Genomic DNA, 16,559 nt, shown 5'->3' on the forward strand with positions numbered 1-16,559 from the left:
ACGCACGTCACCATCAGAGCGGCCAGGCATGCGCGGGCTTTTCGATGTCGTCCGCGAGTTCTGGCAGCGTGAGTTTCTCCCTCCCACGGTGGCATGACCCGACCCCATATCTATGCAGATTGCTCAACCGCCTGTCGGGATCACCCTATCGCGAGCAACATATCTGCCATCGCGGCGGTTACCACTCAACGCCGTCGCAGCTCTAGATTGGCGTCATGACTGATGTTGCTGGCTCCACCCCGATCACGCTCGCACATGACATCCAAGGATCAGGTCCGCTGGTGGTGTTGATTCACGGCATCACCGAGCGCAAAGAATCGTGGGATCCGATCGACCTTGGCGACGAGTTCGAAGTGCTGCGCGTTGATGTGCGCGGCCACGGCGACTCACCGCTGCAATCACCCTACGACCCGCGCACGTTGGCCGCAGACGTGCATGCAACCGTCGAGGCGGTTCGGCCCGGTGCAGTTCCACTTGTTATCGGGCATTCGATGGGTGGCATCATCGCCACCGCTTACGGCGTGCTCTTCCCCACGGTCGGGGTGATCAACATCGATCAGGCCCTCGCGCTTGGCGACATGCAGAAGAAGGTGAAGTCTCTTGAACCGCTGCTCAAGAGCCCGCTGTTCCCTGTTCTTGTAAGCAGCATGTTCCGCTCAATGCGCGGCGTGCTGCCTCGTGAGGAGAACAAGCGTCTTTCTCGGTTGCGAACGCCGCGCCGTGAAGTGGTGCTCGGTGCCTGGGCGCCGATGCTGCAGCAGACGCCCGAAGAGCTGGTTGAGACGGTGAAGCAGTTGACCGCATTCCCTTCGGACGTGCCCTACTTGTTCATCGTCGGAATCGACCCCGGCGAGGACTACTACGCGTGGCTGGCTGAGTCGATCCCGAGCTCGACCTACGAAGTGTGGCAGCAGGGCCACTACCCACACCTCGTCGAGCCGGAGCGGTTCGTGGCCAAGGTGAAAGAGTTCGCTGCGACGTCATCGCCCAGTTGACCCCTCGGGTCGGCGGCGTCGTGCCTTGAGGAGCACGCGGAAGCGAAAGACTCCCCACGCCGCCACCGCAGTGACCACCACGCCGGCCAGTTGCCAGAATCGGGCGGAGAGCACGTCGCGCACACTGACCGGTCCGACATCTGAAGGTGCGATCTGCGGTTCGACCAGCGCCGCAGCCTCTTTCGGAGAGCCGCCGTAGGAGACGACTCCCGTCCCTCCGTCGGGAGAAAGATCGCGCAGATCGCCGACACTCACCGCGTCGCTGAGCGCGTGAGGCAGTCCACCGAGTGTGGCGGCGATCCCAGACGCCTGCGCATGCTCCGTCGACGGTTTCGGCGACCAACTTGCCGCAGTGGTGCCCGATCGAATCACCACGCTGGTCGACGGATCCGCGAACGCTTGTGTCGACGCCGTGATGCCATCGAGAAAAGCAGGCGAGCCCGCGTCGCCCGTGAGAGTGAGCTCGTCTACGAGCGCTTGCAGGTCGCTATCAACTGAGGCAGTTGCATCCCAGCCGATCGTTCGAGTGACGGCAGGTGCGAGCTCAGCGACGAGCACGGACAAGTGAGCGATGAGAGCTGCTCGCGTCACGCCGAGGTCGGCTGTCGAGACTCCGCTCATGATATCGATTGCGCGAATATCGTCTCCGGATGCTTCGACAATCTCGCGCACAAAAGCGTCGATAACTGGCCAAAGCGCGGGCTCGTCGCTCACAGTCGCGCTCAACAAGACCACATCGACGGCTAGGCCCGCCGCGCGGCTGAGCGCGATGGTGCGTTGCAGCCGCTCGAGAGTCTCGTCACTCGCCCCCGAAGCTGTCGGGTCAGGTGGTGGCAGATCCACGCGCAGTCGCTCAGCCCCGAGGGCCACAGCTTCGGCGACGTCGCTCGCAATGTCGGTCGTGGGGTCAGCCCAAAGCGCGTACGAGTAGGTCAACGCGCGTCCCGGCGATTCGGTGGATGCTGAGGGCAATGCCGGCACGCCGGTGACGACCGGATCCTCATCTGCTGACGCCGTGGTGATCATCAGGCTGTCTTCGCCCGTGCGCAACAGTTGTTTGATGCGCCAGTAACCGTCTTCTAGCACCATCACCACCGAGTATGTCTCGACGCTCTCGAGAATCGTTGAAGTTCCGTCGACGACTGTCTCACGCACGACGCGTGCCCTCTCATCGTCGAAAGCCACAATGGAGCCGTCGCGGGAATAGAAGGTAAGCCGCAACTGATGACCCAAAGACCACATCGCTGTGGCTTCGTCGCTCGGCAGGTTGAGCACGTTCTCTCTTGCCTGACCACTGAATGTGTCTTCAACGGCATCGGTATCGCCGTGTGACTGATAAGCGCCCATCGCTGCCCACGCCCTGAGATAGGCGGACTCGAGCAAGATACGAGTGGGGGACTCCATCTCGCGCTCGCGCGTCCACTCGTCACGTTGCCACGTGACAAGTGTGTCGGCCATGGTCGGTACCGTGTCAACATCGTGCAGGGCATCTTCGGTTGAGGCGCCTGACGTAAACGTGCTCACGATGGTTCCCGACAAGCTGATGGCGAGAAAGCCGGCTATGAGTAGCGCCACCGCGAGCATCGAGGCGATTGCCAGCTTGGCGGTCGTCAACTTGATCACGGCACGCTCACCGCTACGGTTGAGCCGAGAATAGTGACGTCGACGCTCTCGATCGCCATTGAATCGGCAAGTGCAATCTGAATGGAGACCGAGCCCGAGTCAAGCTGGCCCTCCGCGCTGACGCCCTCGCCCGACACCGAAACCGTCGCACCGTCGGGAACAAGGGCACCGTCAAGACCGAAAACGGGTCCGACGTCGATGCTGAGCACCCCGTCCGAACGTGTCGCGGTGGCAGCAAAATCGCCCAGCGCTGGTGAGAAATTCAGGTCGATAGACTCCGCAGCATCCACACCTTTGGCGCGAGCCGTGATCACGGTCACGCCAGCGATCGCAGGTGATTGCAGCCAAGTCTCGGCCTGCCCCGAGATCAAGACTGCGTTCGCGGTGCCCTCGCCGTTCGGTCCCGACCAGCGGAACTCGACCGCCGTGCCGTCCGCGAGCACGTTGTCGAACGCATCGCGCAGAATGTCGGTGCGCACCAGAACAAGCGAGCGACCATCGGCGACTGCGCGCGAACCCGACGGTGCCACGACAGACAGCGCGAATGGCCTAGGCGGCCCGGCGACCTCGTCGAGATCGGCAGACGGGCTACGCAACTCGCCCAGCGAAGCCCAAACGGTATTGCGCCCGGCAACAGTTCCCGAGAACAAGTCTGCCCAGGCGAGCAGGTGCGCGCTGGTTGTCGGAAGCACCTGCACGCTGTCTTGGGGATTGATGCGAGTGAATTCAACAGGAGTGCCGTTGGCCACGGCGTTTCCCCACACGTCCTGGGGCAGTGCGACAGCCATCGACACGTCAGCATCATCGGCCACGATCGAGCGCGCACCGACAATCGTCTGCACCGAGCTCGCTTTGGCTGGGGTGATCACAACTTGCGTGCTGGTGGTGATGCCGTCCGACACCGCGGTGATCGTCATCAGACCGGCAACCTGTGTCAGTCCTGATGGCAAGGTGAATGACGTCGCGCCGCCATCGGGATCGAGGTCAAAGGTAGCTGTGCCCAATGAGCCGGCCATGATCAATTGCAAGGAGCCTGTCGCACCTGCGATGTCGATGACCGTCGACTCACCCGCGATTGTCGACGCCGGAGCTTCGACTATCAGCGTTGGCTGTGTGACCACTATCGGGTGAATGGGAAAGGCGCTCGCCGCACTGAGAGAGAGCGCTGCCGCCATGAATGCGGGCGTGAGCACCGCGCGCCGAGAGATATGCCGCGTCATTCGCTTGCCCCTCGCACGTAGCTTGTGACCGTGGCGGAGACCGAGCCGAACCCTGACTCAACGGGGAGCGTGAGCGCGCCGGTGATCGCCGTGTCTGGGGTGGCGTGGGAGGGACCGCTGAACGTCGAGGTAGGTATCGACGGGTAGATCAGTGTGAGTTCGCTCGGAATCGCTACATCAAAGTTCGATGATGATTGCGCCGCGATGCTGTGCTCAAGGTAGGCATGGTCAATCCACGCGAGTCGCCCCAGCTCGTCGAGATAGGAGAACAAGACGTGGGGCACCGCGGCTTCGGTGACACTGTCGTTACGGATCGAGCCGCGCAGGCGATAGCTGCCGTCGTCTGCTTGCTCTACGCGCAACTGCTCGACCTGCAATCCAGTCAGAATGGGCGCTGCGGTCACCACAGCACGAGCTGACACCTCGACAGAGTCGACGCTCTCGCCTTCGGCGAGCACGAGGGGTGTGATGACCTGGGGGTCGAATTCAACGGGGCCGTTGAGATCGAGTGCATCGGTCTCGGTGGCGGGAGCGACGACCACGGGATCGGTCGTTCCATCTGCGGCGAGGTCTTCCTGCGTTCCGGAGCTCAACACACCACCGTCAGCTTCTGTTCCGTACTCGCCCGTGCCGGCGATGTATTGGAATTCGATGCGGAACGGTGTCGATTGGCCCGGCAGGAGTTTATGAACCATCACCTGCGCTGCATCCCATTCGACCAATAGCTCTTCGTCGGGCCCGCGCAGCTGCGCTTGAACGGTGACATCAGCTGGCGTGACATCGGTGTTCGTCACTTGACCGATCACCACCCAACGGCCGTCGAGTTGCACTGTTCGCACCATATCCAACATGATCTCTGGCCGGTCGAGCACATCGACGGCACTTGTCGAGTCCGCAGAAAGATCGGTGCGTCCTTGCGAGAGGAAGCCGACATCAGGGCGGCTGGTGAACTGGTCAGGCGGCTTAGTCTGATCAGACGGCGGGAGGTCTATCCGCCAACCCGCATCGGTGAGCACAGTCGCGAGCGTCGTCGTCACTTCATAGGACTGCAGTGAGGTCAGAAACGTGAGGTGCGCGCTCACGATGGCATTGCGCGCATCGACAGACGTTTCGGACACATCGATGTCGCTGAGCTTCGCGTACGACGCAACGAGGCCGCCGTCACTGTTCAGATCAGCCTGAAACTGCTCGAACGTGGGTGCAGTAGCGGGATCGAGCAGCGCATACGCGTCGGCGAACCTACGGAAGTCGAGATGGTCGAAGTACTCCACGACCACATCTGAGGGTGGGGTCGTCGTCGGGCGCAACACGGCGCCACCGACCACAGCGAGTATCGCGACGACGACCAACACCAAGGCGATCCTGCCGCGCTTGCGTGTTGGCTTCGCTCGGGTCGCGGCGTTGCGCACGGCTGCGACCACCCCGACGCCTGGTAGCCAGCGACGCTTCTCGTTGGCTGTCTCTTCGTCGGGAACTCGGCGTGCTGCGCGAGCGAGGACCGCGTCTGTGCGGCGCCCGAGGCGCGCGGCGAGATTCAACTTTGCAAAGATGCCGTGTTCAGCGAAGCGATGCCGATGCCAGCTGCGCGGAATGGGGGCGCCGACGAGATTCCAGAGCAAGACACCTAGAGCGAGCAGCAGTGCGCCGGGTGGAATCGTTCCCCACATGAGTCGCTGCCATAACGCGCCCTCTTGGGAATCAGAGGTGGCGGGCAACGGCTCAACGTCTGCTCGCTCCCACACATCAATGCCATTCTCCAAGGGCCCGAGATTCGTCCATCCACTGGCATCGAGCAGGGGTGAATAGAAGTCATCGTTGTTGAAGACGTACTTCAGTGAGTACCGGCCAGGAGTAGCGAGGAACTGCTGAAGACTCCCGATTCCCGGAACCCCTGAGTACTTCGCGCCCTCGATGCGCTCGACCGGGCGTGATGTGAGTTCGGGCAGTTGGCGAGCAGAGTGATAGTTGCCATCCACGGTTTGGGCGGTGGTGTTGGCAGAGAGCCACGCCATCTGATCGCCAAATCCCAGCGTGAGGTAGCGCCAGTTCGAGTGCTGATCTTTCTCCAAAAACGATGTGATCGGCGCGATGTCGATCGAGTCTGGCTGGAAGGAGCGAAAGTGTGTGAGGTTGGCCGCGTACAGCGTGGTGAACAGATACATCACTGTCACCAGCGCCACTAGCAGGGCGCTGAGCACCCGCCCGAGCCGCGCTTTCATCCATGTGCTGATCGAGCCACGGGTTGCACTCACGACGAGCGCGCCCGCGAAAGGCAGAATCACGATCGTCGCCCAGAACGTGAATCGGTCGAGGGTGAGGATGTCGTAGGCGCCGCCGAGCAGTGCTCGCGGAATGAACGTCGTGCCACCCGTGCCGAGCAACGTCAACGCTGACAGCGACAGCGCCAGCGGCCACGCGCGTGTGGTGAACCCTCGAACCAGCGCGTACGGCAGCGCGAGCAGCATCATGCCCCAGGGGACGAGCCAGAAGACGAGACCGGCATTCGCGTTGACGATGAAACTGTCACGACTCGCGTGGGGTATAGACACCTGCGTGATGGGATCACTGCGTGAATGGAGCCAGTACGGCAGCACGACAATCAGCAAGACAGCGATCACCAGCAACGTAAATGCCGCGGTGCGTATGAAAGCGGGGCGCACGCGCCGCAAACGGCGGGCGATCAGCGGCCATGCCGTAGCTCGGGAGAACCGCACGGTGCGCGCGCCGGTTTCATCGGGCAGCGGTCGGCGAAGCTCGCGCACGAGCGCGGCGATCAACACCGGACCCAGGAAGAAGACTGACCCGAACAATGTCGTCACATGGTGGCCCGCGGTGGTTGCCATTACGCACACCACTCCCGAGAAAAGGGCGCGCCTTGAACCTGTGCGTACCCACCGATCGGCGAACGGCAACGCGTTCAGCAGAAACCCGAGAGAGAAGGTAGTCGGCAGTTGGCCGAACACATGAACTGTCTCAGCTATAGACGATGAGAGCACGAGGAGGATCGCGGCCCACCCGGCAGCTCGATGCCCTACCCACAGCGCCGCGAAACGGTAAACCCCGATGGTGAGGATGAACAGCGCGAGTATCTGCACAACCACGAATGCGCCGAGCAATCCGAAGATCGAACTCAGAGCGGCGACTGATTGGTGCGCTCCAGGGGGGTAGCTGAATGTCGAGAAGCCGGTGTACCAGCGATCATCCCAACTCGAGAACCAAGAACGCGCGTAGTGGTCTGCGAAGAAAATGTGCACGTAGGCGTCGTAGGTGCGCTGATAGCTCCCCGAAACCAGCAGTGCGCCATGAAAGACAAGGACGAGCAACAGTGCGATGAGCAGCAGTCGGTGGCGAGCGACAAAGTAGGTCAACCGCCACCGAGAGTGAGCGCGCACGGGAATCAGCCCGGCGATAGCGCCGAGCTGATTCACCTCTCGACGAGAGGGAGCCCCAGACGGTCCAGGCACTCGGCGACCGCGCGGGTCATGACAGGTTTTGGCAGGACTGCGTCGACTCCAAGTTCGGCCAGATTGGCGCTCGGCAACTCAACGACACCGGAGACAAGCACAAATTTCGCTCTATCGCCGAGCTGATGAAGCGATCGAAAGAGATCAAGTCCGCTCTCGCCCGGCATATGAAAGTCAGAGAAGACGACCTCGAATTCGGTCTCGGCGACGTGCGCGCGAGCTGATTCGGGTGCGTCCGCTTCGTGAACGTCATACCCATGCCGCGAGAGCAGATGAGACAACACCGCACGAGACACCGGGTCATCATCAACGACGAGTGCGTTCGTGATCATCGCTTGGCCTCAGGGGCGTGCGGCGGAGCGACGAATGCAAATATCTCATCGAACTTCGTGAGGTCGAATATGCGCCACACGTCTGCAGCATCCGGTGCAAAAAACACAACCTTCGCTCCAACATGGCCGCAGAGCCGATGGGCCTGCACGAGCGCCGCTAAGCCGGCACTGTCGAGAAAAGTCACCCCACGCAGGTCGACGGTCAGCTGGGTTGATTCGGTGAACGTCAACGACGCGACCTGCTCTCGCAAAGTCACGGCACTCACGGAATCGAGTCGACCCGACAAGACGAGTGCCGTTTCATCGTTCGGTCCATTTTGCACGTGCACAAGGAAATCACCGTGCATAGGGCCCACGTGACGAGTGCTGTCATTCATCGAGGCTCTCCTCGCTCTCTGGTGCGGGAGCCCCGCGGCGTTTCACCACGAGCATCCACCGGTTCGTCTCGGACTCTCGAGCGTAGCGGAGCTCGTCGCTCAGCCGACGGGCGATGAGTAGCCCGTAGCCTCCGACCTGTGCTTGTCCGGCAACCGGAACGGGTGCGGCGTCTGGATCGAACGATCGTCCGTGATCGACAATGTGAACTCGCACCGCGGCGGCCGTGACGTCAACAGTGAGCGTGACGAGGCTCTTGCTCGAGACGCCACCGTGGTCGATCACATTCATGCAGATCTCGTGGGCGGCCAGTTCAAGTCTGCTGTGAGCGTCGGTCGATTCTGCCGGGTCTAGGTGTTCTAGCGCAGCCGCCAACCACGGCCCGATTTCGCGCAGCTGCGAGGCCTCAGCCGCGATCTTCAGCTCCGGCGCGCTCACCGTCGAGTCTGTGAGCTGCGAAGTTGTCTTCAGCACGAATGCAGTCTGGTCGTCAGATCGAGGATGCTGCTGTGCAAACTCGTCCACGTGCGAGAAAATCGCGTCCACCAATCCGGCCGATGACGTTTCGACGAGCGTGGAGCACAGCTCGTCGAACCTGTCGTAGCCGAACATCTGCCCGTCGCTATTCTCTTGCTCTGTCAGCCCGTCAGAGCCAATAACCAGCATCGACTCGTCATCGAGCGGCAGTTGCACGCGCGATGGCCTGAGCGAGCGAATAATCCCGAGCGGCGGGGCAGTCGCTGGCACCGAGGACGCAATTCCAGCTTTCACGTGCGTCATTGGGGAGTGTCCGGCGTTGCATACGCTCACCGTATTGCCGTCAAGGTCTACGTAGCCGAACGCGAGCGTTACGAACATGCCCAATTGCTCGAGATAGTCGAATAGATCGTCGAGGAGATAGTTCCACGCGACGTCGAGATCACGGTCGGATGCTCCGGCGAACGCTGCACGAAGAGCACTTACGGTTCGGGTCATGACGATCGCCGCAGGAAGGCCCTTGCCCGAAACGTCGCCCACAGCGAACCACAGCGCACCACCCGATTCCATGGTGACGTGGAAGTCGCCACCCGAGACATGCGCCGGTACGGTCGCCGACGCGACGTCAAGTCCGGGCATGGAAGCAGCTGCAGCCGTGAGCGTCGCCTGTGCAATGGATGAGGCGATGCGATGCTCTTGCGCGACAGCAATGCGCTTGAGTGACGACTCGTGCATGACGTGCAGTGATAGACCGAGCTCGATGGTGCCCGCGATGGTATCGATCAACCGGAGGTCCGCCGTGGTGAATTGCTCGCCCCGCGAGCGGGAGAACCCGAGACCGCCGAGAGTCTCGCCGCCAAAGGCGCGCGCGCCGCGCAACCCCAGCGTTGTGGTGGCGACCCGACCGTCTTCATGAGGGCTGACGGATGAAGGTCCACCCGAGACCATCGCCTCGGTGACGCGTGCTCTCAACGCACTGCCCAGGGCTCCCGCGTCGCCGCTGAGACGTTCGGGAGTGAGCGGGAGTGTCTCGGACGGGGTAATCAGCAGAGCCGCATCCGACAGGGTGAGATCCCGAGCCACCTCGAGCATCGAGTCGAAGGCGGAATCCGTGTCGAGCACACGCACAACAAGGTCGGTGAGATCGCCGATCGCGTCCAAGCGCTCCTGAGCTTCAATGAGCGCGCCCGCGAGCGCCCCGACTTTGGCGAACTGGCGGCGGTACGACTCCGCGGCGGTCGCGATGCTCGAAAGCAATTCAGGGTTTCCCGAAGCGAGCTCTTCAAACTGTTGCAACGGGCCAAGATCGGGCCCGCTGGTTCTGGGAATGGCGCCCGGCGAGCGCAGCCAATCGGCGACCGTGCGCTCGCGGCTTGTCGGGGCGTCCGAGGGGGACATGTCAGTCCGCGTTCCCCGCAGCGGAGGTGACCGAGATGTTGAACACTTTGTCGAGATCGGTGATCTCGAGAATCACCCGTACGGCTGTCGACGGGGTGCCCAGCGTCAGCGTCGCCCCCGACTGAGCTGCTGCCTTGTGCACTCGCACGAGTTCAGCCAGAGCGCTCGAGTCGATGAATACGACCTGCGACAGGTCGATCACGACGCTTGTCGTTGCGCTGCCGAGCACAGCGTCGATGGCTCGTCGAAACTCGTCCACTTCGTTGGCATCGAAGCGACCAGCGAGTTCGACCGTTGCGGAACCTCCCGCTTGTTCGGTTTTCACCCTCATGATGTGTGCGCCTTTCTGCTCTCGGAGCTGTCTCCGCTGCGGGACTGCGGGTAGTCTCCGCAAAGGTCTCGCACCTTGATCTTCACCAAATCGCCCAAGAAGGCGAGACTAACCCTGATCGCGCTCACCGTGGAACCTGGGGCATCGATCCACTCGACAGGCACTTCAGCAACACGCATGTCGAACTTTGCCGCCAAGTAGAGCACTTCAAGGTCGAATGAGAAGCCGTCAATCTTCTGTTGCGAGAACAGCTCGGCTGCGGCAGCGCCAGTGAAGAGCTTGAACCCACACTGTGTGTCGAGCACTTTGATCCCGAAGAGCAGACTGACTAGCGAGTGAAGCCCCCAGCTGAGCACTCGGCGGAGCACGCTCTTGTGGCGAACGGTGGCGCCCGCTGCTTTTCGTGATCCGACCGCGACGTCGTATCCTTCGGCGATCTTCGCTTCAAGCGCTTCGAATTGCTCGATGGGCGTTGATTGGTCGGCATCTGCAAACAACACCAGCTTGCCTTTTGCGGCGAGCATGCCACGTCGCACAGCATCGCCTTTGCCCGCGTTCGCTGGCGCGCGGAGGAGCACCAGATTTGCGAATTGGAGATCTTCGACAAGGCGTACTGTCGTGTCTGTCGACCCATCGTCGGCAACGATCAGCTCCCACGGTCGCCCTCGGGCGCTCATGTGCGTCGCGATCGCACCGATCGTCGGCAAGATTCGGATCTCTTCGTTGTACGCGGGAATGACGATAGAAACTTCGGGCGGTTCGGCGTTTGGCGTGTTGACCCACGTTTTGTAGGCCTGGTATCGGTCGATGGACTCCGTCATGCGATCCTCTCTTCGACGATGCTCGTGCGGCGGCTTCGCGCTATCGCATCTATGGCGAGAACGAGGAGCAGAACCGACATCGCAATGATCTGCACCACGATGAGCTGCGCTATGTCTGCGTGCCAAATGAGCAAGAGGATGAGCTGGAGTATTGCTCCGCCGAGAACAATGGCCGACTGGCGTAGTTGGCCCTGCGAGAGGAACACGCTCGCGACAAGGTTGGCGACGGCGAACATGGTCGTCGCGATTGCATACGCCGCGAGAGGAACCGACAGGTCGCCATAAGTTGGCCCCAGCACCACACCCAACACTGGACCGCCGATCCAGAGCGCTCCTGCCGCGCATGCCAGTCCGATTGCGGCGATAACCACGATGCTGCCGCCCAGCAGGCGGCGTGAGTCGCTACCTCCGGCATGCCTTCTTGCCACAATCGGAAAGACGACGGTCGCGATCGACCACGACAGATAGAACACCGCCCGCCCTACCAGGGCGACCGCTGAATAGATTCCCGCATCGGTCGGAGTCAGCGCTACTTTTGCGATGAGGACATCGCTGTTGTTCGCGATCATCTGTGCCAAGAGCAAGACCGACACGAATCCTGCGTAGCCCGAGACCTCGCGCATCGGTATCGCTGGCGCGGGTTCACGATGGCTTGAGCGGGCCAGAATGGTCACCGACAACCACGTGACCACGAACGACGCTGAGAGCCCGATCGTTGCGCCGGTTACTCCCCACCCGAGAGCGACTAGGGCTATGGCGACGCCGAGCCGAGTCAGCATCTCGATGACGAACGTGCTTGCCAACAGTCCGAATCGGAGCCGTCCCTGCATGACACCGCGGCCAACGGATTGCTGAAGATAGAAGGGGATTCCGAGTCCCAGAATGATGAATGGCAACGCCGACTCGGTCTGGAACAACTCAGACCATGCTTGCGCTGGCGCGATCAGGATCACGCCCACCAGGATGCCTCCCGCGGTGGCCCAGATGCGCAACGACCTGGCAACGCGATCCGCCGCCCCAGGATTCTTCGTCGCTTCCGCAACACTTGTATAGCGCGCCGTCACCATCTCCAGACCCAAAGCGACCGCGGTCGCGGTCAGCATGAGCGTGACCATCAGGTTTGCGTCGGAGAACTCAGCGGGCGTCAGTACACGTCCAAGAAAGATGTTGAGCGCATAGTTGCCGATGTTGGCCAGCAACATGGCGATCGACAGGACCGTAGCCCCAGAAACGATGGCCCTGGTGCCTTCCCTGCGCGCAGCTGGTTCAGTCATCGGCGCTTCCGCACCAGCAGCCGCTGCAAGTGGATCATGTGCCAGTGGACGACTTCTGACATCGGGATACCCGTGGCCGCAGCATAGTTCTGTCTGCCCAGCTGTTCCCGGCGCTCTGGCGAGTCCAGCACCGTTGCGAGCGCGTTAACGAGGCTCTGTGTGTCTCCGGGCTCGAAGTATTCCCCGGCGAACCCTTCTTCTTCGATGATGTCAACCAGATCGCCGATCCGAGGCAAAACGGCTGCCCGACCGTATTCGCCGGCCTGGTGCAGCACACCTGAACTTCCTGTGGTCGACGTGTACGGAAACGCGACAACTTCTGCGTTCCCGAAGAGTCCCGCGACATCGGACTCGGCAACGTAGCCGGTGAACTCCAAACCCTCGAGATCGCTGTTCTCTTCGGCGATCGACGCGAGATATCCCGGTGCGTTGGGGCTATCAGTCCCCGCGATGACCAGTCGTAGATCGCGGTAGCCGCGGTCACGCAGTTGGCGATACGCCTCTATCAGCACATCCACGGTCTTATAAGTTCCCCACTTGCCGAAGGCAAGAATCGTGCGGTCCCCATCGGGAACACTGAACGACGGCACGGCGATCTCTTCAAAACTTCCGTGAGGTGAGAGCAGCACATTTCGTGCGCCGTAAGACTCACGCACAAACTCCACGTATCGCGGGATGGTGAGCGCTACATAGTCGGCTTTCAGCAGCGCACGCGTGAGCACCCGCCCGGCGAGCTTCATCACTTTTGCAGCAAGGGCGGAGCCTGCGAATCCGGCATCTTGCATATCGACGTTGTCAGCGAGATTGTGCAAGATCACGCCCACAGGGATGCGGGTGAGTCTCGCCAGCGCAGGAACCAGGAGCCCGAGGGCGCCGGCCACGCGAGTATCGCCGAACGTCGCGAACTGAAGATTGAACAGCAACGCGTCTGGACGCGCCTTGCGGATCGCACGTAGAAGCCGCACCGGGTTGCCGAGCGCATTGAATCGCCACGCGACAATCTCGTCCACGCCCCGCATCGGCGTCGGTGGACCATCTACGGTCTCGTCGGCGAACAGCGTCACTGTTTTCACGCGCTCGTGGCGTGAGAGGTGCGAGACGAAGTGGTAGCCGTACTCATTGAGACTGTTCTGCCCGGGAGGAAAAGCCGAGACGAAGCCAATATTCAACACTCGACCGCCATTCTGGCTGGACGGTGTTGGCGCGCCTGCGCTCGGCGTGGAGCTGTCGTTGAACCCTGACACTTGGCCTCCGCCTCGCTGTGTTCTGCCGATACTATTCGACATACGTAATCCGGCAAGAAACTTTTGCGGAGCAACTCCGCGGCCGAAAAGAGATAGAGGGGCGGGGTCGCGCATGTCTCTGGAAATCTCCGGTGGGATGCCGCGACCAATTGTTGCCGTGTTCGCGGTGGCCATCGCAGTCTTCTTGGCGCTTGTCGGATGGATCTTCGTGCCAGGAGCCGCTCCGGTGGGAGCGTTTGGCGCGGTTGCCTACCTGCTAGTGGAGTCTGCAGCGGTGTTGCTCATTGCGTGCCGAGCGCTGCTCGTCCGACGCGAGCGGGCGACGTGGGCGACACTGGCGGCGGGTGCCGGATTGTTTGTACTGGGAGACGCGCTGGTCTGGCTGTTAGCGCAGCAGTCGCCCAATCCCAACAGTGCGTGGCTGAGCGTGATCCTCGACAGCGCTTTTGCAGTGTTGTTCGTCGCGGCGATCGGTCTGCTCGTCTGGCAGCGCCTTAGCGCAGCTTCGCTCGCGGTGACGCTCGATTCACTGATCGCGGCGACAGGGCTGATCGCGGTGAGTGGCGCGCTCGTTCTCAGGCCCTTTCCTGAAATTCGAGTAGGCGACTTGATGGTCGTGTTTACTGTCGCCTGGCCCCTGATGATCTTGGGCGCGCTTGTCGGTGCGCTAACGTCACTACGCAGGCGGCCAACGCCAGCATTCTGGCTGATGCTTGTCGGGCTCTTGATCGGTGCGGTTGCCAACGCGCTCATTGCAGCTGAGATGCTGCCCGGTGGGCTGAGGGTGCCGGTGCGAGCAGACCTGCTGTGGCCTGTGGCGCTCATACTGTTTGCTCTGGGCGCCTGGACCTCGAAACCCGCTCCGGGGCCAGGCAGCGGGCGCTCTGCGGTAGTTGCAGCCCTACCTTACGTTTTTCTCGCGATGTCGCTGGTTGTCTTGCTTGTCGGAGTTTTTGTGCCGTTGTCATCGCTCGCCTTGCTCTCGGCGATCGTTGCGCTCGCGCTCGGGGCAGTCCGCTTCTTTCTTACACTCGGCCTCCTGAACCGGCTGCGCCGTGATGCCTTGAGTCTCAACGCGGAACTCGAGCGAGCACACCAGCAAGCCCTCGCGGCGACCGAGGCAAAGTCAGCTTTTCTCGCCACCATGAGCCATGAGATACGAACGCCGATGAACGCTGTTATCGGAATGACCGGTCTCTTGCTCGATACCAAGCTTGACCGCACCCAACGTGACTACGTCGAAACGGTGCGCCGCAGTGGCGACCTGCTTCTCGACCTTATTAACAACATCTTGGACTTCTCGAAGATCGAGTCCGATGCGCTTGTACTGGAGCGCCGGCCGTTTAGCTTGCACTCGACGGTGGAGCATGCGATCGAGATCCTCGCCTATGCGGCTGATTCGAAAGGCATCGAGCTGGTATGTGATATCCGCGAGAGTTTTCCGGATTGGGTGCAGGGCGACCAGACTCGCACCAGCCAGATCCTTGTGAACTTGGTCGCGAACGCGATCAAATTCACTGAAAAGGGTGCCGTCACGGTGCGCGCCTCAGCGACCCCGTTGGCCGATGGTGGCCACGAGGCCTGCATCCGCGTCATAGACACAGGCATCGGAATTCCCGAAGACCGCCTGGATCGACTGTTTCAGTCGTTCTCGCAGGTCGATTCATCGACAACTCGCATGTATGGGGGCACTGGGCTCGGTCTTGCTATCAGCAAAGCGCTGGCTGAACGCATGGGGGGCGATATCAGTGTGCGCAGCGAGGTCGCGCAAGGCTCCGAATTCAGAGTGACCATTCCGGTCAGCTCGGCCCCCGTGCCGCCGAAGGCTCTGAGCGCCGGCGACGCGGCGCTCTTGGGGCGAAGCGCCCTCGTGATCGACGACAACGACACGAACCTGCGCATCGCCACCGCACAGCTTGAGCGTGTCGGAATCACTAGCGAGACGGCTTCGAGTGCGGAGGATCTATGGCAGCGAATCGACGATATACGAGTGCCCGATGTCGTGATCCTAGACATGATCCTTCCTGGTACTGACGGCGTCGAGATTGCTCGTCGGATCCGCACCATCGCCGGCTGGGAGGCCGTGCCGCTCGTGTTGCTGTCGAGCGTCGGTGTTTCGCTTGATGACGGTGATCAAGCAATCTTCGCTGGGGTACTGAACAAGCCAGTCGTGCGCCCCGCGCTTCGCCGCGTGTTGAGAGAGGCGCTCGGCCAAAGCGTCCAAACCCCGATCGACACGCAGTCAGGCGCATTGTCGCTTCGAGTGCTGCTAGCTGAAGACAACGACATCAACCAGAAGACGGCGATGCTCGTCTTGAGCAAGCTCGGCCACGACGTTGTCGTGGTAGACAACGGGATGAGGGCTGTTGCCGCAGCGAGTGAGGGTTCGTGGGACGTCATTCTGATGGACATACATATGCCTCAGCTCGATGGGCTCGAAGCGACGCGCCGAATACGTGCGTTGGCTTCGCCGTCGTCACAGGTTCCGATCATCGCGCTTTCCGCGAGCGTGTCAGAAGAAGTGCAGAGAGCGTCCGAGCAGGCGGGAATGAATGGATTCCTGAGCAAGCCGTTCAGGCAACACGACATTGTGTCGGCGCTCTCTGAAATTCGCCCAGGGCAGCGAGCCTTGGCCGAGGCTGGCACCGATACACACGCCGACGCCACGATCGTTGTCGACCCCGAGTCTCGTGCACTTCTGGGTGAGCTCGACTACCAGGTCTATCGTTCACTGGTGAAAGAGTTTGAGAAACAGTGCGCCGATATCGAAGCCGAACTCTTGCGCGACGGGCTCTCTGCGTCGTTCCCGCACCTGGTGCACAAGCTGAAGGGCAGCGCTGGTTCTCTCGGCCTTCGCGACCTCACTGCGTTGCTGGTGAGGATTGAGCAGACGGCATCGGCTGATGATGGCATTGGCGCCGAATTGAGGTCGCAATTCGGCCTTGAAGTGGCGCGGGCCACCAACGCGCTCAACGAGCTGCGAAGCTAGTCCAACGCGAATTTGC

Annotated in this window: 12 protein-coding genes; 2 read left to right on the plus strand and 10 right to left on the minus strand. The window is 61.6% G+C overall.

Features of this window, described 5'->3' with window-relative positions; translation table 11 throughout:
- The first annotated feature begins 215 nt into the window (after nt 1-215).
- Nucleotides 216-995, plus strand: coding sequence for an alpha/beta fold hydrolase (locus WDU96_RS02615; RefSeq protein WP_337336926.1), 780 nt, complete (start codon nt 216-218; stop codon nt 993-995).
- Here the strand turns inward: WDU96_RS02615 and WDU96_RS02620 are convergent.
- Genes WDU96_RS02620 through WDU96_RS02665 form a run of 10 tightly spaced genes read right to left on the minus strand, consistent with a single transcriptional unit; the run spans nt 981 to nt 13,554 of the window.
- On the minus strand, nt 981-2,618 hold the full coding sequence (locus WDU96_RS02620) for a hypothetical protein (RefSeq protein ID WP_337336927.1): 1,638 nt from the start codon (nt 2,616-2,618) through the stop codon (nt 981-983). The genes WDU96_RS02615 and WDU96_RS02620 overlap by 15 nt on opposite strands.
- Entirely contained in the window at nt 2,615-3,838 is a 1,224-nt protein-coding gene (locus WDU96_RS02625) for a hypothetical protein (RefSeq protein ID WP_337336928.1), read from the minus strand. Before WDU96_RS02625 ends, WDU96_RS02620 begins: the two co-directional genes overlap by 4 nt.
- Nucleotides 3,835-7,266, minus strand: coding sequence for a hypothetical protein (locus WDU96_RS02630; RefSeq protein WP_337336929.1), 3,432 nt, complete (start codon nt 7,264-7,266; stop codon nt 3,835-3,837). Before WDU96_RS02630 ends, WDU96_RS02625 begins: the two co-directional genes overlap by 4 nt.
- A complete protein-coding gene (locus WDU96_RS02635; protein WP_337336930.1) occupies nt 7,263-7,634 on the minus strand; it encodes a response regulator in 372 nt (123 codons plus the stop codon). Before WDU96_RS02635 ends, WDU96_RS02630 begins: the two co-directional genes overlap by 4 nt.
- Nucleotides 7,631-8,011 (minus strand): STAS domain-containing protein, encoded by a 381-nt coding sequence (locus tag WDU96_RS02640; RefSeq protein ID WP_337336931.1) that lies wholly within the window; start codon nt 8,009-8,011, stop codon nt 7,631-7,633. The genes WDU96_RS02635 and WDU96_RS02640 overlap by 4 nt, the downstream gene beginning before the upstream one ends.
- The gene (locus tag WDU96_RS02645) at nt 8,004-9,884 is read right to left on the minus strand and encodes an ATP-binding SpoIIE family protein phosphatase (RefSeq protein WP_337336932.1); all 1,881 of its coding nucleotides are present in this window, start codon (nt 9,882-9,884) and stop codon (nt 8,004-8,006) included. Before WDU96_RS02645 ends, WDU96_RS02640 begins: the two co-directional genes overlap by 8 nt.
- Nucleotide 9,885: 1 nt before the next feature.
- On the minus strand, nt 9,886-10,215 hold the full coding sequence (locus WDU96_RS02650) for an STAS domain-containing protein (protein ID WP_337336933.1): 330 nt from the start codon (nt 10,213-10,215) through the stop codon (nt 9,886-9,888).
- Nucleotides 10,212-11,036 (minus strand): dolichyl-phosphate beta-glucosyltransferase, encoded by an 825-nt coding sequence (locus WDU96_RS02655; RefSeq protein ID WP_337336934.1) that lies wholly within the window; start codon nt 11,034-11,036, stop codon nt 10,212-10,214. The genes WDU96_RS02650 and WDU96_RS02655 overlap by 4 nt, the downstream gene beginning before the upstream one ends.
- Nucleotides 11,033-12,310, minus strand: a complete 1,278-nt coding sequence (locus tag WDU96_RS02660; protein WP_337336935.1) for an oligosaccharide flippase family protein — start codon at nt 12,308-12,310, stop codon at nt 11,033-11,035. The genes WDU96_RS02655 and WDU96_RS02660 overlap by 4 nt, the downstream gene beginning before the upstream one ends.
- Nucleotides 12,307-13,554, minus strand: coding sequence for a glycosyltransferase (locus WDU96_RS02665; protein ID WP_337336936.1), 1,248 nt, complete (start codon nt 13,552-13,554; stop codon nt 12,307-12,309). Before WDU96_RS02665 ends, WDU96_RS02660 begins: the two co-directional genes overlap by 4 nt.
- A 136-nt stretch (nt 13,555-13,690) precedes the next feature.
- On the opposite strand from WDU96_RS02665, the gene WDU96_RS02670 reads away from it, so the two are divergent.
- Nucleotides 13,691-16,543, plus strand: a complete 2,853-nt coding sequence (locus WDU96_RS02670) for a hybrid sensor histidine kinase/response regulator (RefSeq protein ID WP_337336937.1) — start codon at nt 13,691-13,693, stop codon at nt 16,541-16,543.
- Nucleotides 16,544-16,559: the final 16 nt, after the last annotated feature.

Source organism: Microbacterium marmarense (assembly GCF_037204165.1).
Classification (GTDB): Bacteria; Actinomycetota; Actinomycetes; order Actinomycetales; family Microbacteriaceae; genus Microbacterium; species Microbacterium marmarense.

Bases quoted from the DNA above. Each gene is read 5' to 3' on its own strand.
- WDU96_RS02615 (WP_337336926.1), top strand. From the start codon at position 216: ATGACTGATGTTGCTGGCTCCACCCCGATCACGCTCGCACATGACATC.
- WDU96_RS02625 (WP_337336928.1), bottom strand. From the start codon at position 3,838: ATGACGCGGCATATCTCTCGGCGCGCGGTGCTCACGCCCGCATTCATG.
- WDU96_RS02635 (WP_337336930.1), bottom strand. From the start codon at position 7,634: ATGATCACGAACGCACTCGTCGTTGATGATGACCCGGTGTCTCGTGCG.
- WDU96_RS02640 (WP_337336931.1), bottom strand. From the start codon at position 8,011: ATGAATGACAGCACTCGTCACGTGGGCCCTATGCACGGTGATTTCCTT.
- WDU96_RS02645 (WP_337336932.1), bottom strand. From the start codon at position 9,884: ATGTCCCCCTCGGACGCCCCGACAAGCCGCGAGCGCACGGTCGCCGAT.
- WDU96_RS02650 (WP_337336933.1), bottom strand. From the start codon at position 10,215: ATGAGGGTGAAAACCGAACAAGCGGGAGGTTCCGCAACGGTCGAACTC.
- WDU96_RS02655 (WP_337336934.1), bottom strand. From the start codon at position 11,036: ATGACGGAGTCCATCGACCGATACCAGGCCTACAAAACGTGGGTCAAC.
- WDU96_RS02660 (WP_337336935.1), bottom strand. From the start codon at position 12,310: ATGACTGAACCAGCTGCGCGCAGGGAAGGCACCAGGGCCATCGTTTCT.
- WDU96_RS02670 (WP_337336937.1), top strand. From the start codon at position 13,691: ATGCCGCGACCAATTGTTGCCGTGTTCGCGGTGGCCATCGCAGTCTTC.